Annotated in this window: 16 protein-coding genes and 1 tRNA gene; 13 read left to right on the top strand and 4 right to left on the bottom strand. The window is 72.8% G+C overall.

Going from position 1 to position 19,025, the window contains the following annotated elements:
* Nucleotides 1-8: 8 nt before the first annotated feature.
* Together VMF51_RS21260 and VMF51_RS21255 are read right to left on the bottom strand one after the other, a co-directional pair.
* Nucleotides 9-482, bottom strand: a complete 474-nt coding sequence (locus VMF51_RS21260) for an FHA domain-containing protein FhaB/FipA (RefSeq protein ID WP_325476472.1) — start codon at nt 480-482, stop codon at nt 9-11.
* On the bottom strand, nt 475-1,200 hold the full coding sequence (locus VMF51_RS21255; protein WP_325476471.1) for a DUF3662 and FHA domain-containing protein: 726 nt from the start codon (nt 1,198-1,200) through the stop codon (nt 475-477). The genes VMF51_RS21260 and VMF51_RS21255 overlap by 8 nt, the downstream gene beginning before the upstream one ends.
* A gap of 165 nt (nt 1,201-1,365) precedes the next feature.
* On the opposite strand from VMF51_RS21255, the gene VMF51_RS21250 reads away from it, so the two are divergent.
* Nucleotides 1,366-1,448 (top strand) — tRNA-Leu (locus VMF51_RS21250).
* A gap of 205 nt (nt 1,449-1,653) precedes the next feature.
* Here VMF51_RS21250 and VMF51_RS21245 read toward each other — a convergent pair.
* Nucleotides 1,654-2,415, bottom strand: coding sequence for an IclR family transcriptional regulator (locus VMF51_RS21245; protein ID WP_325476470.1), 762 nt, complete (start codon nt 2,413-2,415; stop codon nt 1,654-1,656).
* 84 nt (nt 2,416-2,499) lie between these two features.
* Between VMF51_RS21245 and VMF51_RS21240 the strand changes: the two genes are divergently transcribed.
* The gene (locus VMF51_RS21240) at nt 2,500-4,659 is read left to right on the top strand and encodes a malate synthase G (protein WP_325476469.1); all 2,160 of its coding nucleotides are present in this window, start codon (nt 2,500-2,502) and stop codon (nt 4,657-4,659) included.
* On the opposite strand, the gene VMF51_RS21235 is transcribed toward VMF51_RS21240, so the two are convergent.
* Nucleotides 4,656-5,891 carry an MFS transporter gene (locus tag VMF51_RS21235; protein WP_325476468.1) on the bottom strand — a complete coding sequence of 412 codons (1,236 nt, stop codon included), beginning with the start codon at nt 5,889-5,891 and terminating at the stop codon, nt 4,656-4,658. The genes VMF51_RS21240 and VMF51_RS21235 overlap by 4 nt on opposite strands.
* Nucleotides 5,892-5,923: 32 nt before the next feature.
* Between VMF51_RS21235 and VMF51_RS21230 the strand changes: the two genes are divergently transcribed.
* From VMF51_RS21230 to VMF51_RS21180, 11 genes are all read left to right on the top strand, one after another.
* On the top strand, nt 5,924-6,613 hold the full coding sequence (locus VMF51_RS21230) for a FadR/GntR family transcriptional regulator (protein ID WP_325476467.1): 690 nt from the start codon (nt 5,924-5,926) through the stop codon (nt 6,611-6,613).
* Between the two features lie 185 nt (nt 6,614-6,798).
* Nucleotides 6,799-8,418, top strand: coding sequence for an ABC transporter substrate-binding protein (locus VMF51_RS21225; protein ID WP_325476466.1), 1,620 nt, complete (start codon nt 6,799-6,801; stop codon nt 8,416-8,418).
* A 10-nt stretch (nt 8,419-8,428) separates the two neighbouring features.
* Complete coding sequence (locus VMF51_RS21220; protein WP_325476465.1) at nt 8,429-9,319, top strand: ABC transporter permease; 891 nt, start codon at nt 8,429-8,431, stop codon at nt 9,317-9,319.
* Nucleotides 9,320-9,343: 24 nt separating this feature from the next.
* Nucleotides 9,344-10,357, top strand: a complete 1,014-nt coding sequence (locus tag VMF51_RS21215) for an ABC transporter permease (protein ID WP_325476464.1) — start codon at nt 9,344-9,346, stop codon at nt 10,355-10,357.
* Complete coding sequence (locus VMF51_RS21210) at nt 10,354-11,448, top strand: ABC transporter ATP-binding protein (RefSeq protein ID WP_325476463.1); 1,095 nt, start codon at nt 10,354-10,356, stop codon at nt 11,446-11,448. The genes VMF51_RS21215 and VMF51_RS21210 overlap by 4 nt, the downstream gene beginning before the upstream one ends.
* The gene (locus tag VMF51_RS21205; protein WP_325476462.1) at nt 11,445-12,449 is read left to right on the top strand and encodes an oligopeptide/dipeptide ABC transporter ATP-binding protein; all 1,005 of its coding nucleotides are present in this window, start codon (nt 11,445-11,447) and stop codon (nt 12,447-12,449) included. Before VMF51_RS21210 ends, VMF51_RS21205 begins: the two co-directional genes overlap by 4 nt.
* Nucleotides 12,446-13,594, top strand: coding sequence for a Xaa-Pro peptidase family protein (locus tag VMF51_RS21200; protein WP_325476461.1), 1,149 nt, complete (start codon nt 12,446-12,448; stop codon nt 13,592-13,594). The genes VMF51_RS21205 and VMF51_RS21200 overlap by 4 nt, the downstream gene beginning before the upstream one ends.
* A 2-nt stretch (nt 13,595-13,596) precedes the next feature.
* Nucleotides 13,597-14,937, top strand: a complete 1,341-nt coding sequence (locus tag VMF51_RS21195) for an amidohydrolase family protein (protein ID WP_325476460.1) — start codon at nt 13,597-13,599, stop codon at nt 14,935-14,937.
* Nucleotides 14,934-16,031: a sugar phosphate isomerase/epimerase family protein gene (locus VMF51_RS21190; RefSeq protein ID WP_325476459.1), complete on the top strand. Its 1,098-nt coding sequence runs from the start codon at nt 14,934-14,936 to the stop codon at nt 16,029-16,031. Before VMF51_RS21195 ends, VMF51_RS21190 begins: the two co-directional genes overlap by 4 nt.
* Nucleotides 16,028-17,494: a chlorohydrolase family protein gene (locus VMF51_RS21185; protein ID WP_325476458.1), complete on the top strand. Its 1,467-nt coding sequence runs from the start codon at nt 16,028-16,030 to the stop codon at nt 17,492-17,494. Before VMF51_RS21190 ends, VMF51_RS21185 begins: the two co-directional genes overlap by 4 nt.
* Nucleotides 17,491-19,023 (top strand): amidohydrolase family protein, encoded by a 1,533-nt coding sequence (locus tag VMF51_RS21180; protein WP_325476457.1) that lies wholly within the window; start codon nt 17,491-17,493, stop codon nt 19,021-19,023. Before VMF51_RS21185 ends, VMF51_RS21180 begins: the two co-directional genes overlap by 4 nt.
* The last annotated feature ends 2 nt before the right edge of the window (nt 19,024-19,025 follow it).

The raw sequence follows: 19,025 nt of genomic DNA, 5'->3' as shown, positions 1-19,025 counted from the left end.
CGGGACCATCACTTCCGCAGCTCCAGGATCGTCTTGCCGATCCGGACCTGGGTCCCGAGGGTGATGGTCGTGGGCTGGGTGATCCGGACCGAGCCGATGTAGGTGCCGTTGGTCGAGCCGAGGTCCTCGACGAACCACTGGTCGCCGGACGCGGCGATCCGCGCGTGCCGGGTCGAGACGTAGTCGTCGTCGAGGCGGATGGCCGCGTCGGTTCCGCGGCCGATCAGGATCGGGGCGTGGTCGAGGTCGGCCCGCTCGCCGGCGCTCGAACCCTCGACCACCAGCACGTGGGTCGGCGACCCGCGCCGCTTCGACGGGGGCTTGGCCGCCTTCTCCTTGCGGCGCGGGGCCTTGGCCCGCGCCGCCTCGGGCACCCGGGCCCCGAACATGTCGGAGCGGATCACCGAGATCGCCGAGAGCACGAAGATCCACAGGATGGCCAGGTAGGCGATCCTGACCAGCAGCAGGGTCAGCTCAGACAAGACCGTCCTCCTCGACCACCCGGACGGTCATCGTGGTGTTCCCGATCCGCACGATCGAGCCGTCGTCGAGTGGCGAGCGCTTGAGCTTCTGGCCGTTGACCAGCATCCCGTTCGTGGAGCCGAGGTCGTGCACCTCCACCTGGACGTCCTCGTGGCCGTCGGCGTGGCGGGTGTGCACGACGAACTCGACGTGCCGCCGGCTCACGCCCGGGTCGTTGATGCGGACGTCGGCCTCGCTGCCGCGGCCCACGACCAGGCTCGGCGGCTGGAGCGGGTGCTGGGTGCCGTTGATCTCCAGCAGCGCGCGGGCGCGTCGTACCTGGGTGTACGACGAGCTGCCCGTCACCTTCGCCTGGGCCTGGCTGCGCACCCGGAACCGGCCGGTGGTCAGGTCGTCGGCGGCCTCGAAGCCGATCGTGACCGGGCCGGGGAAGACGTAGCCCTGGGACTCGGCGTGCAGCGTCACCTGGGCGACGAGCTCGTCGGCCATCGCGCTGTCGTACGGCGCGAGGCGCTCCAGGTCGACCGCCGACAGCTCCACGTGGAAGTCGTTCGGCACCATCCGCCGCTCGCGCGAGAGGATCTGCGCGTTGTTGTCGCACTCGCGCTGCAGCGCCGCCGCGATCTCGACCGGCTGGACGGCCGAGCGGAACGCGCGCGCGAACGCGCCGGAGATCATCTGCTCCAGGCGCTGCTCGAACTTCTGGAGCCCGCCCATCAGCGTTCCCCCTTCCGTCCTCGCCCTGCCCCCATGGCAGGCCAACCGGCCCGACTCGGCGCCGGGTTGCCAACGATCGTAACGGGGTGGCGAGAGCGGGTGCCGGACCGCCGCACGCCGGTTTGGGAATCCTCGTGGCGCTGTCATACAGTGAGGCCGCTTCACGCGCGAGTGGCGGAACGGCAGACGCGCTGGCTTCAGGTGCCAGTGTCCGAAAGGGCGTGGGGGTTCAAATCCCCCCTCGCGCACGCGAAGTTGATCCGGCCCCCGGGCCCGCAGAGATGCGGCCCGGGGGCCGGACTGCATTTCGGCCCGCGCGGGTCGTGTGCCGCGGCCGCGTGCTTGCGCCCGCCCGACCAGCGCAATTGCGGCCGTTGGACAGGGTCTGGCGCCTCCGGCATGTCCAGCGGCTGCAATTGCGGCCGTTGGGCGGCCCGCGGTCGGGCGCCCGGATCAGGACCGGTCGTCGGCCGCGGCCGCGAGGCGCTGGGCGGAGTGCTGCAGGAGCGGCACCGCCTTCGCCACGAGGTCGTCGGTCATCCGCGTGACCGGGCCCGAGACCGAGACGGCGCTCCAGCCGAACGACGGGTGGGGGACCGCGACCGAGGCGCAGCGGACGCCGAGCTCCTGCTCCTGCTCGTCCAGGGCGTAGCCGCGGTCGCGGATCGTCTCCAGCTCGGCGAGCAGGGCGGTCTCGCTGGTCACCGTGTGTGGCGTGTACGACGGCAGGCCCACCCGTCGCACGATCTCGGTCACGTCGGCGGGGTCGAGCTGGGCCAGCATCGCCTTGCCGACGCCGGTGCAGTGCAGCTCCACGCGGCGGCCCACCTCGGTGAACATCCGCATCGAGTGCCGCGACGGGACCTGGGCGACGTACTCGGCGTGGTCGCCCGAGAGGACGGCGAGGTTGGCGCTCTCGCCGGTGGCGGTGACCAGGTCGGCGAGCACCGAGCCGGCCTGGTCGGCCAGGCGTCGTCCGGCGGCCGCGCCCAGCGGGATCAGCCGGAAGCCCAGCGCGTACTGCCGGTTGGGCAGCTGGTGCATGTAGCCGCGGCCCACCAGCGTCTGCAGCAGCCGGTGCGTGGTCGGCAGCGGCAGGCCGGTCGCGGCGGCGATCTCGGCGATCGACGACTGGCCGCCGCGGTCGACGACGACCTCGACGACGTCCAGCGCCCGGTTGACCGACTGGACGCCGCCCGACTCGTTCCCGCTCACGGGGCCATGGTGTCATACTCGCTCGACAGCTTCCGGAATACAGAAAACAGATTCCATCATACGGAAAGAGAGCACACTATGACCATGGTCGAGATCGGCTCGCTGCGGGTCGCGCCGGCCCTGCACCGGTTCATCGAGTCCGAGGCGCTGCCCGGCTCCGGCGTCGGCGCGGACGCGTTCTGGTCCGGGCTGGAGCGCGCCGTCGAGCAGCTGACGCCCCGGCAGCGCGAGCTGCTGGCGCGCCGCGAGGAGCTACAGCGCGGCATCGACGCCTACCACCGCGCCGCACCCGGGCCGGTCGACCCGGCGGCGTACCAGGCGTTCCTCACCGAGATCGGCTACCTCGTCGACGAGCCGGAGCCCTTCTCGGTCGGCACGCAGGGCGTGGACGGCGAGATCGCGGTCCAGGCCGGACCCCAGCTGGTGGTCCCCATCCTCAACGCGCGCTTCGCGACCAATGCCGTCAACGCCCGGTGGGGCTCGCTCTACGACGCGCTCTACGGGTCGGACGTGATCGACCGCGGCGGGGACCTGGCGCCCGGGACGTCGTACAACGCGAAGCGGGGCGCGGCGGTCATCGCCCGCGGCCGGGAGCTCCTCGACGCGGCCGCACCGCTGGCCGGGGCCTCCCACGCCGAGGTCGACGGGTACGCCGTGGACGGCGAGGGGTTGGCTGCCCAGGTCGGCGACCGCGTCGTCAGACTGGCCGACCCCGGGCAGCTGGTCGGTCACCGCGGTTCTGCGGCCCGGCCGGAGGCGATCCTGCTGCGGCACCACGGCCTGCACGTCGAGATCACGGTCGACCGCGAGCACGCGATCGGCGCGACGGACCGGGCCGGGGTCAGCGACCTGGTGATCGAGGCGGCCCTCACCACGATCATGGACCTCGAGGACTCGGTGGCGGCCGTCGACGCCGAGGACAAGGTGCTCGGCTACCGCAACTGGCTGCTGCTGATGCAGGGCCGTCTCGCGGAGGAGGTCACCAAGGGCGGGCGGACCTTCACCCGCCGGATGTCCCCGGACCGCACCTACACCGCGCCGGACGGCGGCGAGGTGACCCTGCCCGGCCGGGCGCTGCTCTTCGTGCGCCACGTCGGCCACCTGATGACCACCGATGCGGTGCTCGACGCCGACGGTGCCCCGATCCCGGAGGGGCTGCTGGACGCCTTCGTCACCGGGCTCGGCTCCTGCCACGACCTGCGCCGTACCGAGGGCCTGGCCAACTCCCGGACCGGCTCGATGTACGCCGTGAAGCCCAAGATGCACGGTCCCGAGGAGGTGGCGCTGACCGTGGACACCTTCGCGATGGTCGAGGAGACCCTCGGCCTGGCCCCGAACACCATCAAGGTCGGGATCATGGACGAGGAGCGGCGGACCACGCTCAACCTCGCGGCGTGCATCCGGGCCGCGCGGGACCGGGTCGCCTTCATCAACACCGGCTTCCTCGACCGCACCGGCGACGAGATCCACACCTCGATGCTGGCCGGGCCGGTGGTCCGCAAGAGCGAGATGAGGCGGACCGCCTGGATCGACGCCTACGAGAAGTCGAACGTCGACACCGGGCTCGCCTGCGGGCTCGCCGGCCGGGCGCAGATCGGCAAGGGCATGTGGGCCGTGCCGGACGAGCTCGCCGACATGATGGCGCAGAAGATCGCGCATCCCGAGGCCGGCGCCACCACCGCCTGGGTGCCCTCGCCGACCGCGGCGACCCTGCACGCGCTGCACTACCACCAGGTCGACGTGCGCGCGCGACAGGCGGAGCTTGCCGCCGGCGGCCGCCGGACCACGCGTGCCGACCTCCTGACGCTGCCGCTCGGTGACCCGGCCGGGTGGAGCGCGGAGGACCGCCGCGCCGAGCTGGACGAGAACGTCCAGAGCACCTTGGGGTACGTCGTCCGCTGGGTCGACGCCGGGATCGGGTGCTCCAAGGTCCCGAACCTCGCCGGCACCGGCCTGATGGAGGACCGGGCCACCTGCCGGATCTCCAGCCAGCACGTCGCGAACTGGCTCTGCCACGGCGTGATCACCGCCGAGCAGGTGGAGGAGAGCCTGCGTCGCATGGCGGTCCTCGTCGACGAGCAGAACGCGGGCGATCCCGACTACGTCCCGATGGCGCCGTCGTACGACGGGGAGGCGTTCCTCGCCGCCCGGGAGCTGCTGCTCCACGGCGCCGAGCAGCCGTCGGGCTACACCGAGCCGATCCTGCACCGCCGACGGGCGGCCCGGAAGGCCGCCCGGGACTAGCGGTCTCCCGGTGTCCGCACGGCCTCGGGCACGGCGACGTCGGACGCGGACAGGTCCGCGTCGACGTGCCCGGGGCGGCCGGCGAGGTAGCCGAAGGTGATCTGCACGCCGCAGACGACCAGCAGCAGCGCGTACGACGTCTCCCAGGAGCCGGTGCTGAAGCGCAGCCACGCCACCAGCTGCGGGCCGCCCGCGGCCAGGAGGTAGCCGACGCTCTGCGCCATCGAGGACAGCGCGGCCGTGCCCGCGGCGGTGCGCGCGCGCAGGGCGAAGAGCGTGAGCGTCACCGGGAAGACGGCGCCCCCGGCGCCGAGCATCACCGCCCACAGCCACGGTGCCTGCTGGGGAGCCAGCCAGAGACCCGTGAACGCCGCGCCCACGAGCACGGTCAGCCCGCCGATGAGGTGGCCCTGGGACCGCAGCCGGCCGGCGAGCACCGGGGCGAGGAAGTAGATCGGCACGCCCGCGGAGATCGAGCACGCGAGCAGGAGGCCGCTCGTCCGCTGGTCGAACCCGGCGTCGACGTACATGCTCGGGAGCCAGCTCATCACCACGTAGGCGACCACCGACTGGCAGGCGAAGAGCACGGTGACCGCCCACGCCCGTCCGTTGCGCCACAGGGAGATGCGGGGGCGGACCGCCGGGGCGGCGCGACGTCGAGCGGCGGTGCAGTGCGGGAGCCACGCCACGAGGGCGACGGCCGCGACGAGGGCCCAGGCCCCGAGCCCCACGCGCCACGAGCCCGCCGCGTGGGCGATCGGCACCGCGGAGGCGGCGGCCAGGGCGGCTCCGATGGACAGCACCGCGCTGTAGGTCCCCGTGATCCGGCCGACGGCGGTGGGGAAGTGCTCCTTCACGACCGCCGGCAGCAGCACGTTCGCCAGCGCGATCCCGGAGCAGGCGACGAGGGTGCCAAGGAGGAGGCTGGTCGAGCCGCCGGTCACCCGCAGGGCCAGGCCCGCGGTGAGGGCCGCGAGGGCGACGGCGATGCCCTGGTGGGAGCCGATGCGGCGGAGCAGGATGAGCGCGACCGGTCCGACGACGGCGAAGCACGCCACCGGCAGCGACGAGATCAGACCGCCGGTGAGCGGGGAGAGGTCGTTGGCGTCACTGACCTCGGCGAGCAGCGACCCGAGGCTGGTGATCCCGATGCGCAGGTTGAGGGCGATCAGCAGGATCCCCGCCAGGAGCCAGCCCACCCGGACGGGATCCACACGACTCGGCAGCGACACGGGCCGTAGTATGACAAACATAGGATGACCCGATGAAAGAGGTCCGCATGGCGCTGCCCGCGGTGAGCCCCCGTTCCCTGGTCGACCAGGCCATCGAGGCGATGCGCGCCCAGGTGCACAGCGGCGAGTGGGCCGTGGGGTCGCGGATCCCGTCCGAGCCCGCGCTCGCGGCCGAGCTGGGAGTCGGGCGCAACACGGTGCGGGAGGCCGTGCGCGCCCTCGCGCACAACGGCGTGCTCGAGGTCCGCCAGGGCGACGGCACCTACGTGCTCGCCGGGCGCGAGGTCTCGGGGCTTGTCCGCAAGCGTGCCGCGGACGTCGAGGTCGGGCTGGTGCACGAGGTCCGGCAGGCCATGGAGACCCAGGCGGCCGTGCTCGCCGCATCGCGCCGCACCCGGGCCGACCTGGCGGCGCTGCGGCGTGCCCTGCGAGAGCGCGCGGCCGCCGTGGCGGCGGGCGACCACGAGGTCTTCGTCGAGGCCGACGTCGCGTTCCACGTCGGTGTGGTGACGGCGGCCCACAACGCCCTGCTCGGCGAGCTGTACGACGGCTTCGTCCCCACCCTGCGGGCGAGCCTGGCCGCGCCGCAGGGTCGGGACGACGCGCTCTGCGCCGACCACGACGCCCTCCTCGCGGGGATCGCCGACCGCGATCCCGCCGCCGCAGCGAGCGCGACCGGACGGCTGCTCGCCACGGTGGCCGGCCGGCTCCGCCGGCCCTGAGCCCTCGGCCACGCGGCGTCCCGGACTAAGACGCCGTGCCATGCTCAAACCGCTATTGCCGGGCCGGGAACAAGCATTGGACAGGCATGGACCGGGCGAGCACGATGATTTGTGTCACAGCAGTGCGCTGGCCCAGCTGATCTCACGGCGAAGCGTCGGATCGGACCGCAGAGGGAGTACACACGATGTCCATCTCCAAGTACCGCAGCCTGGCTCTCGCCGGGTGTGCCGCGGTGGTGCTCGTCGCCGCCGGATGCACCGCCTCGCCGACACCGGGCACGTCGAGTCCGGGTGAGAGCTCGGACCGGATGGTGATCGACTGGGCGACCGGCAACACGACGCTGGACCCGGCGGCGGCCTGCAACCAGGACGACCTGAGCCTGATCCACAACATGTACGCCACGCTCACCAAGTACGACGTCCGCGAGGGCTCCGACGGCACGTCGGAGTACGACCCCACCAAGATCGTCCCGGCCCTGGCCGAGGACTGGGAGGTCAGCGAGGACGGCAAGACCTACACCTTCACGCTCCCCGCCGACGCGGTCTTCAGCGACGGCAGCCCCATGGACGCCGAGGCCGTCAAGTACTCGGTCGAGCGCGTGCTGGGCTCGGGCACCTGCGCCGCCTTCTACCTGCAGGCGGGCGCGCTGGAGCCGCCGCTCATCGAGTCGGTCGAGGCTCCCGACGCCACCACCGTGGTCTTCGAGCTCAACCGGCCGAACGGCGACTTCCTCGCCGGTCTCGCCACGCCGGCCGGCAGCATCGTCAACCCGGCCGTGGTCGAGGCGAACGGCGGCTCGAAGCCCAACACGCCCAACCAGTACATGGCGAGCAACGTCGCCGGCGGCGGCGCGTACCTCCTCGACTCCTACTCGCCCGGCGACAAGGTGGTCCTGAAGGCCAACCCCGACTACTACGGGGAGCAGCCGGCCACGCCGGAGATCGAGATCAACTACGTGACCGAGCCGTCGAACCTGCTGCTGCAGGCCCGGTCCCAGGCCGCCGACGTCACGCTCGGCATGCCGCTGCAGAGCGTCAACACCATCGAGTCCGACGCGTGCTGCCGCATCGTCACGAACGAGTCGCCCTCGTTCGCCCAGATCGCGCTGAAGAACACCGTGGCGCCGCTCGACAACCCGAAGGTGCGCGAGGCGCTCACGCTGGCCGTCCCCTACGAGGACATCCTGAAGAACGTCGCCTACGGCTACGGATCGCTGTTCTTCGGTCCGGTGGTCCCCGGCGCGGTCGGCCACGACGCCGACGGCTCCGCACCGCTGGAGACCGACCTCGACCAGGCCAAGAAGCTCATCGCCGAGGCGGGGGTCGACGGCCCGATCAAGCTGACGGCGATCGTGAACACGACCACGCCGATCGCCGTCCAGCTGGCCACGCTGGTGCAGGGCGTCTGGAAGGAGATCGGGGTCGACCTGAAGGTCGAGGCCCTGCCGCCGAGCGAGTTCACGCCCCGCTACACCGGCGGTGACTACCAGCTCGCGGTGAACCTCGAAGGCCCCGGCGTCCCGTCGGCGGGCTACCAGCTCACCCTCACGGCCCAGTGCGGCAACCCGTTCAACAACGCCGAGGTGTGCGTCGACGGCGCCGACGAGCTGCTGGAGCAGGCCCGGACGACGACCGACCCGGCCGAGGCGGACGAGCTCTACGCCGAGATCACCCAGCTGTGGCGGGCCCAGTTCCCGAGGATCCCGGTGTACGCCGCGCAGCACGTCACCGTCCTCAGCAAGGACGTGACCCACTTCGAGTACGCCAAGTTCCTCGACTTCACGACCTGGACCGTCTCCCAGTGAGGACCTGCTCGTGACCTCCATCCAACTCGAAGCTCCGCGCGCCGCGCGCCGGGCGAGACGTGCCGTCCGCCTCGGCGGGCTCGTCAAGGAGCCGACCATCATGGTCGCCTCCGGGGCGCTGCTCGCGGTCGTCCTGCTCGCGGCCCTGGGACCCCTGTTCTGGACGGTCTCGCCGAACCAGGTGAACCTCGCCGAGACCCTGCAGCCGATGTCGAGCGCCCACCCGATGGGCACCGACGACCTGGGCCGCGACGTCTTCGCCCGGTTCCTGGAGGGCGCCCGGCTCTCGCTCATGGTCGGTGCCGTGGTCGTCCTCGCGGGAGCCACCATCGGCGGCGCCCTGGGCGTGGTGGCGGGGATGTCCCGGCAGCCGGTCAGCGGGTTCCTGGGCTGGGTGATCAACACCCTGCTCAGCTTCCCGACGCTGATGCTCGCGATGGCGGTCTCGGTGGCCCTGGGGGCCGGCGTCTTCGCCGGCGCGGCCGGCCTCGTGCTGGCGGCGATCCCCTGGTACGCCCGGGTCCTGCGCAGCGAGGTGCTGCGCATCATGTCGCGGCCCAGCGTCGAGGCGGCCGTCGTCGCCGGGGCGGGCTCGATCCGGATCGCCCGGCGCAACGTGATCCCGCACCTGATGCCCACGCTGCTGATCCAGGCGGCCTCGAACTTCGGTGCCGCGATCCTGACGCTCGCCGCCCTCGGCTTCGTCGGGCTGGGGGCTCAGCCGCCGCAGGCGGAGTGGGGCTCGATGATCACCGGCGGCCTCCAGTACGCCCTGTCCGGCCAATGGTGGATCGGCGTCTTCCCCGGACTGGGACTGATCGTCCTGGTCACCGCCACCACCGTTCTCGCAGATCGCGCCCGCGACATCTTGGACCCGCGTGGCAGCTATGTGCGCTCCTGACCGACCGATCACCCCGAGGTGGACATGAGATCGATAGCTAGCCGCGTCGGCTGGGGAGTGGCCACCCTGTTCGGCGCCTCCGTCCTGGCCTTCCTGCTCATGCGGGTGTTGCCCGGCGACCCGGCGCGACTGGCGGCCGGCGAGCTCGCCAGCGAGGAGGCGGTGCGCGCCCGCGCCGCGGACATGGGACTGGACCAGCCGCTCCCGCTCCAGTACCTCCACTTCATCCGTGACTTCGTCACCGGTGACTGGGGCTACGCGTACTCGATCGGCACGCCTGCTCGCGAGGCGATCCTCGGGCGGCTCCCGGCCACCGTGGAGCTGGCCATCCTGGCGTTCGTGATCGGCGTCAGCGTCGGTGTCAGCCTCGCGCTGCTCGCGGCGTACACCCGGCGGCGCTGGGTGGACGTGGTCATCCGCGGCCTCTCCTCGCTCGGCATGGCGACGCCGCAGTTCTACATGGCCCTGATCCTGCTGCTCGTCCTCTCGCAGGGTCTCGGGCTGTTCCCGGGTCCCGAGGGACGTCTGACCCCCGGGTTGGCCGAGCCGCCGCACCGCACGGGCATGTTCACCGTGGACGCGCTGCTCGCCGGTCAGTGGACGACGGCCTCGGACGCCTTCGCGCACCTGATCCTCCCGGCCGTGGTCCTGGCGATGGTGCCGGCCGCGTTCCTGCTGCGGCTGCTGCGCTCGAACCTCCTGGAGACCTCGCGCGAGCAGTACATGCTCGTGCTGCGGGCCAAGGGGACCCCGCGGGCACGCTCCTACGTGCGGCACGCGTTCCCCAACGCCGCGCTGCCGACCATCACGGCCAGCGGCCTGCTGCTCGCCGAGCTCCTCGCCGGCAGCATCCTGGCGGAGAAGGTGTTCGGCTGGCCCGGTGTCGGCAGCCTCGTGGCCGACTCGGTCCTGTCCAAGGACTTCGCGATCGTCCAGTCCTTCGTCTTCCTCAGCGCCTTGATCTACGTCGTCGTCAACACCCTCATCGACGTCGTGTACGGCCTCGTCGACCCCCGGATCCGGAGTGCATCCCGATGATCGAACACATCCCGGCGTCGCCCGGCCCCCGGGTCGCGGACAACGACGTCCTGCTCCGGGTCCGCGGGACGCGGACCGAGTTCGGCGCGGGCGACCAGGTCGTCCCGGCCGTGAACGACGTCAGCTTCGACCTGCGTCGCCTCGAGCGACTGGGCATCGTCGGCGAGTCCGGCTCCGGCAAGTCCGCGCTGGCCCGGACCCTGATGCGCCTCATCGAGCACCCGGGACGCGTCGTGGGCGGGACCATCGAGCTCGACGGTCGCCGGCTCGACCAGCTCGACGAGAGCGAGTGGCGCGGGGTCCGCGGCAAGGACATCGCGATGGTCTTCCAGGACCCGATGAGCGGGTTCAACCCGCTGCGTCCGATCGGGAAGCAGATCGTCGAGGCGATCACGCTGCACCAGGACGTCTCCCGGGCCGTGGCCAAGCGGCAGGCCGTCGACCTGCTCGGGGACGTCGAGATCGTCGACCCCGCCCGCAAGTTCGGCGCCTACCCGCACGAGTTCTCCGGCGGGATGCGGCAGCGCGCGATGATCGCCATGGCGCTCGCGAACGACCCCCGGATCCTGATCGCGGACGAGCCGACGACGGCGTTGGACGTCACCACGCAGGCCACGATCCTGCGCCTCATGCGCCGACTCTCGGACGAGCGCGGCGCGGCGCTGATCCTGATCAGCCACGACCTCGGGGTGGTCGCGCAGATGTGCGACACGGTCCAGGTCATGTACGCCGGCAAGACCGTCGAGCGCGGACCCGCCCTCGAGGTGCTGGTGAACCCGCGACACCGCTACACCGAGGCGCTGCTGCAGTCCGTCGTCCGGCGCGACCAGATGGTGTCCGGTGGCCGGCTGCCGGCGATCCCCGGCACCCCGCCGAACCTCCGCGCGCTCCCGCCCGGATGTCCGTTCGAGGCCCGCTGCCATGTCGGCCGGGGCCGGACCGACTGCAGCACCGAGACGCCCCGCTCCTCGGGTTTCGCGACGCAGCACGGTTCGGTGACCGTCAAGTGCCACGTGCCGGCCGAGCCCGAGCTCGTGGCGCTGTCGCAGGGTCCCGACGAGCTCCGTGTCGACCTCGGGGGGTGCGCATGAGCACGAGCACGGATCCGCTGCTGCGGGTCGAGAACCTGGTCAAGGTGTACGGCGGCCGCGCCGACGGTCGCGGCGGCACGAAGGTGCTGCACGGGATCGACCTGCAGATCGGCCGGGGCGAGACGCTCGGCCTGGTCGGCGAGTCGGGCTCGGGCAAGTCGACGACGGGCCGGTGCATCGTCCGCCTGACCGATCCCACCTCGGGACGCGTCGAGTTCGACGGCATCGACCTCGCGACGATGCGCGGCCGACCGCTGCGCACCCTGAGGCGCCGCATCCAGATGGTGTTCCAGGACCCCGCCAGCTCGCTGGACTCCCGGATGACGATCCTCGAGAGCGTCGTCGAGCCGCTGCACATCCACCGGATCGGAGACCCGGCCGGGCGCGAGCAGGTGGCGCTGGACATGCTCGAGCGGGTCGGTCTGGTGCAGCGGCTGTGCGGCGCCAAGCCGCATGCGCTCTCGGGCGGCCAGCAGCAGCGGGCCGCGATCGCCCGGGCACTGGTCACCAGTCCCGACCTGGTGATCCTCGACGAGCCGGTCTCCGCGCTGGACGTCTCGGTGCGCGCCCAGGTGCTCAACCTGCTCAAGGACCTCCAGGCCGAGCTCGGGCTCAGCTACCTGTTCATCGTCCACGACCTCGCGGTCGCCGAGTACTTCAGCGACCGCGTCATGGTGATGTACGGCGGCCGGGTGATGGAGGCCGGCGACTCGACCGAGCTGTTCCGCGCTCCGTCGCACCCCTACACGCAGGCCCTGCTGGCCGCGGTGCCGCTGCCGGACCCGCGGCTGCGGCTGCCGGAGCTGCCGACGCCGGCTGCCGGCGGTCGCGCCCCGGCGAGTCCGGGGGACGGCTGCGCATTCGCCCTGCGCTGCCAGGTCCGCGCGGGCCGCGACGTCTGCGTGACCGACGCGCCGCCCCTGGACTCCCCGCGTGAAGGCCACGTCGTGGCCTGCCATTTCCTCCACGAAGTGCCCACCCTCGTCAAGGAGTCGTCATGACCACCCCTGCCCCTGCCGATCACGCCGTCGCCCGCATCGCGAAGGCGGCGAACGAGGCCGGTCTGGACGGCGTCCTGCTGCTCGGCCTGGAGAACGTCCAGTTCGCGGCGCAGGCGCCGCTGCGCTCGGCCAGCGAGCTGGACCGCCCCAACCTGGTGCTCGTCGAGCGCGACGGCAAGGCCACCGTGTTCACCAGCCAGGAGACCGTCGACACGGTCTCGCTGATGGCGCCCGGCCTCGAGGTCCTCGGGTACGACGAGCGCGGCGCGGCGTTCCCCGAGGGCATCATCGACGCGGTCGGCCGGGCGCTCGTCGGCCGGTGGCCGGACGGCGCCCGCCTCGGCGTCGAGGGCGACCGCCTGACGATCGCGGCCCGCGACCGTCTGGTCGAGCGCGGGCCGTCGCTGGAGCTGGTGCCGTTCCACGAGACCGTGCGCCGGCTGCGGATGGTCAAGTCCGCCACCGACATGGCCACGATGGGCGAGGCCGCCGGTCACACCGAGCGCGCGCTGCGCCGGACCATCGCCGAGATCGAGCCGGGCATGACCGAGCGCCAGATCGCCGACCGGCTGGTCGGCCACATGCAGGCGGTCGGGTTCACCAGCGCCGACCCGCTGGTCGGCGCCGGTCCCAACGCGTGCCGGATCGGCCCGCCCACCCAGCGCCCGGTCGAGGTCGGCGAGTGGGTGCGCATCGACGTGAAGTCCCGCTTCCGCGGCTTCCTCTACACCGACGCCGGCCGGATGGCCGTCGTGGGCCCGGCGACCCCCGAGCAGCAGGCGGCGTACGCCGGCCAGTACGAGCTCAACCAGCGGGTGATGGAGTACCTGCGCCCGGGGCTGCGCTGCGGCGACGTGTACCTCTTCGCGCGCAAGTCCTGCGAGGAGCTCGGCCTGCGGCTGTTCAACTACGGCCACATCGGCATCGGCCACGGCATCGGGGTGGGCGGCACCGAGCGGCCGGTCCTGCACGAGCGGGACGACACCGTGCTCGAGCCCGGCATGATCATCAACATCGAGCCCAACACCTACGGGCCGGGCGGCGAGATCATGCACATCGAGGACACGCTGCTGATCACCGAGCAGGGCATCGAGCCGCTCTCGCACGTCGAGGACTGGTCCGCGCTGCCGACGGCGCAGGCCTGAGCATGGACCCGCAGCCCCTGGACCTGCTGATCCGGAACGCCGGGCACGTGGTGACGATGATCGGACCCGACGTGCCCGGTGGCTGGGTGGGCTGCCGCGCCGGCGTCGTCCAGGCCGTCGGACCGGCCGGCTCCGAGCCGGCCGCGACCGAGGTGGTCGACGCCCGCGGGGCGATCGTCACGCCCGGGCTGGTCAACGCGCACCACCACCTGTTCCAGAACCTCACCCGCGCCCACGCGGACAGCAGCGCGTGCACGCTCGGGCCGTGGCTGGAGATGCTCCGCCCGGTGTGGGCACTCCTCGATCGGGAGACCGCCTACCTGTCGGCCTGGATCGGGCTGGCCGACCTGGCGCTCGCCGGGTGCACGACGACGGGCGACAACCTCTACCTGCACCCGGCACCCGGGCTGGTGGAGGAGACGCTTCGCGCGGCCGCCGAGGTCGGGCTGCGCCTCGACCCCACCCGCGGCTACATCGACCGGCAGCGGCTGGACGTGCGGGGGGCCGAGGACGCCGACGCCGTGCTCGAGGCGTCCCGCACCCTCCTGGAGGAGTGGCACGACCCCGCTCCGGGCTCGCGGTGCCGGGTGTCCCTGGGACCGACGGCCCTGCCGGCGACCCGGACCGAGCTGCTGCCCGAGCTCGCCGCGCTGGCGGCCGAGCACGACGCCCGGCTCTCCCTGCACCTGTTCGAGGAGGCCGGCGAGAACGACCGGGCCCGCGAGGTCCACGGCCGCGGCGCGGTCGAGCTGCTCGTCGACTCCGGCTGGGCGGATCGTGCGTGGATCGCCCACGGCAACCACGTCGACGCCGCGGACGCGGCCGCGCTGGCAGCCGCCGGGATCGGCCTGGCCCACTGCCCGAGCTCGAACCTGCTCCTCGGTGGGCCGGCCGCCCGGCTGGACCTGCTCGACGACGCCGGGGTCGCGGTGGGGCTGGGCACCGACGGCGCCGCGTCGGCCGGCACCTCCCAGCTCTGGCTCGAGGCGCGTACGGCGCTCCTGCTGCAGCGTCAGCACCGCGGTGCCGACGCCTTCGGCGCACGCCGCGCCCTGGAGCTCGCCACCACCGGCGCCGCCGCCTGCCTGGGACGGGCCGGCGAGGTCGGCGGGCTCGCCCCCGGCATGCAGGCCGACCTCGTGGTCTGGGAGACCAGCGGGCCGGCGTACGCCGGTGCCGTGACCGACCCGGTGGAGACCTGGCTGCGCTGCGGCCCGCCGCGCGCCCGGCACACGATCGTCGGTGGTCGCGCGGTCGTCCGCGACGGCGCGCTGGTCGCCGACGGACTCGACGAGCACCTGGACCTGCACCGCAAGCACGCCGTCGCCTGGCAGTCCCGATGAGCGACAGCCCGATGAACGACCACCACGAGAGGACTCCGAACATGCAGGTAGGCGTCGACGGCCGCAAGCTTCCCGGGGCGACGACCCGCGACCCGCTGGCCAATCTGGAGTACGCCGCCGAGCTCGGCATGGAGGGTGTCTTCTTCCGCACCGTCCTGGACGTGACGCCCGAGCTCGACCGCGCGGTCCTGAAGGACCTGCGGCAGAAGGCCGACGAGCTCGGGATCTACCTCGAGCTCGGGCTGGCGAAGGTGAACCCCTACGCGCACGCCGAGGCCCCCGAGGTGCGCGAGCTCGGCGGCGGCGACTACCGCCGCGGCATGATCATGATGATGGAGGCGGCGGCCGAGGTCGGCTGCCAGGACCTGTGGGTGGCGACCGCCAACTACAAGCCCAAGCTGCCGGGCTACTTCGTCTTCGACCGGTTCCGCACCGACGTGACCTGGACCGAGCAGCTGGCCGCGACCGAGCGCTTCCTGCACTCGCTGGCGCCCGCCGCCCGGGACCTCGGCTGTCACCTCAACCTGGAGACCCACGAGGAGATCACCTCCTTCGAGCTGCTGCGGCTGGTGGAGGCGGTGGGACCGGACGTCCTCGGCATCACCTTCGACACCGGCAACGTCATCGCGCGCGGCGAGGACCCGATCGCGGCCGCCCGCCGCGTCGCGCCGTACACGCGGATGACGCACGTGCGCGACATCGCGCTCCTCCACACCGACTACGGGATCGGCCGGATGCTGGCCCCGTGCGGGGAGGGCGTCATCGACTGGCCCACGCTGCTCGGGGTGCTGCTCGCCGAGGCCCCCGGGACCCACCTGTCCATCGAGAACTCCCGCGACCGCACGGTCATGCCGATGCACGTGTACGACGAGACCTGGCTCGCCGCCCACCCCGACCTGACCACCGCCGAGCTGGCCGAGGTCTTCCGGCTGACCCGCGAGTACGAGCGGCGAGCGGACGCCGGGGAGGTGCCGACGACGGAGTGGCTGCTGGCCAACCCGTGCGACGAGGCCGAGCAGCTCCGCTTCATCCGGCAGACCGCCGACCACCTGCGCTCCGTGATCGCCGACCTCACCGGGCACCGCGGATCGTGAGGACCCGGCTCCGCGCGCGCTTCGTCGTCGGGCACGACGGCACCGACCACGTCGTCCACGAGGACGGGGAGGTCGTCTACGAGGACGACCGCGTCCTGCACGTCGGGCACGGCTGGCAGGGAACGGTGGACGTCGACCGCGACGAGGGCCTGGCCGTCGTCGCGCCCGGCTTCGTGGACCTGAACGCGCTGGGCGACATCGACCACGCGGTCTTCGACACCTACCAGGGCGCCGAGCTGGGCACCGGCCTGCGCTGGTCGGAGGACTACCTGACCCGCCGGGCCGACGTCTTCTCCCGCGAGGAGCGCGCGTTCGTACGGCGCTACGCCTTCGGCCAGCTGCTGCTCAACGGCATCACCACGGCCCTGCCGATCGCCTCGGAGATCTACCAGGCGTGGGCGGAGACCTACACCGAGCTCGCCGACGCGGCCCAGGCCGCGACCGAGCTCGGGCTGCGCGTCTACCTGGGACCCAGCTACCGGTCCTCCGTGCCCGCGGTCGGCCGGGACGGGACGCCGTACCTGCACGAGGAGGAGGCGCTCGGCGAGGCCGGGCTGGACGAGGCGATCCGGTTCGTGCGGGACTTCGACGGCACCGCGGGCGGCCTCGTCCGCGGGATGCTCGCGCCGTCGCGCATCGAGAACCAGACCCTGGCCGTGCTGCGTCGTACCAAGGGGGCGAGCGACGAGCTCGGGGTCCCGGTCCGGCTGCACGCCGGGCAGACCCTGGACGAGGTCCGGACTCTGCATGCGGCGACCGGGCTGCGGCCCGTCGAGCTCCTCGACAGCATCGGCTTCCTCGGCCCCCGCACCCTGATCCCGCACGCGTGGGCCGTCGCCGGGCACAGCCAGATGGCGGCCGACGGGACCGCGGACCTGGACAGCCTGCGCGACTCCGGCAGCACGGTGATCTTCTGCCCGATGGCCGTCGCCCGGTACGCCGTCGTCCTCGAGTCCTTCGACCGCTACCTGCGCCACGGCATCCGGATGGGGATGGGGACCGACACCGCGCCGCCGGACATGATCCGCGCCCTCGACACCGGGCTGGTGCTCACCAAGGCCGTGGAGCGGCGCAAGGACGCGGCGGCGGTCGCCGACCTCTACCGGGCCGCGACGACCGCCGGAGCGGACGCGCTCGGACGGCCCGACCTCGGCCGCCTGAGCGAGGGCGCCCAGGCCGATCTCGTCGTCTTCGACCTCACGGAGCCGCGGTTCGGGCCGGTCGACGACCCGATCCGCAGCCTGGTGCTCAACGGCGACGGCCGCGACGTACGACGCGTCGTGGTCGCCGGCCGGGTGGTCGTGGAGGACGGCCGGCTCCCCGGGAGCGACCCGGAGGCCGACCGGCGCCGGGCCCAGGAGCACCTCGAGCGCTACCGGGCCAGCTACCCCGGGCGCGACCACCTCCACCGCTCCGAGCAGGAGCTCTTCCCCCCGACGTTCAGGATGGTGCGACACCCGTGACGACCGCAGTCGACCGCCGTGCGCCGAAGCCCGTCGCCCTGGCGCTGGTGCACGGCACCGTGATCACGATGGACCCCGACCGGCGGGTCCTCGAGGACGCCGCCGTGATCGTCGACCGCGACCGGATCGTCGCGGTCGGCGACAGCGCCGAGCTCCTGGCGGCGTACGCGCCGGCGGAGACGATCGACTGCACCGGCCAGGTCGTGCTGCCCGGCCTGGTCGACGCCCACGGGCACGGCGGGCACGCCCTGATGAAGACCATCGGCGTCGACACGCTCTCCTTCTGGATGCGGCTCGTCACCCGGGTCTACTTCGAGCACACGTCGGCCGCCTACTGGAGCGCCGACGCGGCCCTGGCCGCCATGGAGCGCGCCCGGTTCGGCGTGACCACCGGCATCAGCGTGCTCGGCTCGCAGCCGCGGTCGGACGAGCCCGAGCTCGGCGCCGGGTACGCCGCGGCGTACGAGCGCTCCGGCCTGCGGGTCGGGGTCGGGGTCGGCCCGGCCGGCCTGCCCTGGCCGCGCGAGGTCGGCACCTGGCGCGAGGACGGCCAGCGACGCCGCCGGGTCGGCCTGGACGAGATGATGGCCGGCGCCGAGGCGACGGTGCGCGAGTGGCACGGCGCCGCGGACGGACGGATCCGCGTGTACGTCACGCCGTACACGATGGTGCCCTCGCTGAACCCCAGCGGACCGCTCCCGCCGGACCAGGCCCTGACCCTGGAGAAGGTCGACCTCGAGCAGTCCGAGCGGGTCCGCGACCTCGCCCGGCGGGCCGGCACCCGCATCCACACCGACGCCTTCGGCGGCATGGTCGCGCTGGCCCATGCGCGCGACCCGCACGCCCTCCTCGGGCCGGACGTGCACTTCCAGCACGGGTTCGGCCTGACGCCGGACGAGGTCCGGATCCTGGCCGAGACCGGCACCTCGGTGACCCACGGCCCCGGCGTGGTCGTCGGGGCGCTGCGCGGCCGGTGCCCCGTGCCCGAGCTGATCGACGCCGGCGTCACGACGGCGATCACGAGCGACGGCTGCGCCCCGATGTCGTCGTACGACCTGTTCACCGCGATGCGGCAGGCGCAGACCCTGACCCAGCTCCAGCTGCGCGACGTCTACCTGCTCCCGCCCGGGAAGCTGCTGGAGATGGTCACCATCGACGCGGCCCGGGCGATCGGCTGGGACGACGAGATCGGCTCGCTGGAGGTCGGCAAGGCCGCCGACGTCATCGTCGTGGACACCCGCCAGGCCCACCTGCAGCCGTTGCACATGCCGGTCCAGGCGCTGGTCTACAAGGCCGCGGGGCAGGACGTCGTCACCACCGTCGTCGGCGGCGACGTGGTGATGCGGGACCGGGTGCTGACCCGGATCGACCCGGACGAGGTGCTCGACGACGCCGTGGCCGAGGCCCGGCGCGCGGTGGAGCGGGCCGGGCTGGCGCCCTTCGTGACGGCGCCGCAGTGGGGCTCGTCCCGGCAGCGGTTCGACCGGCCGGTCGTGCTGCCCGGAGAACTGCCCGGAGAGGAGGACTGAGG

The organism is Nocardioides sp., assembly GCF_035503875.1.
Taxonomy (GTDB): Bacteria; Actinomycetota; Actinomycetes; order Propionibacteriales; family Nocardioidaceae; genus Nocardioides.
The sequence above is the reverse complement of the archived record's forward strand: the minus strand, read 5'-3'. Positions and strand labels throughout refer to the sequence as shown.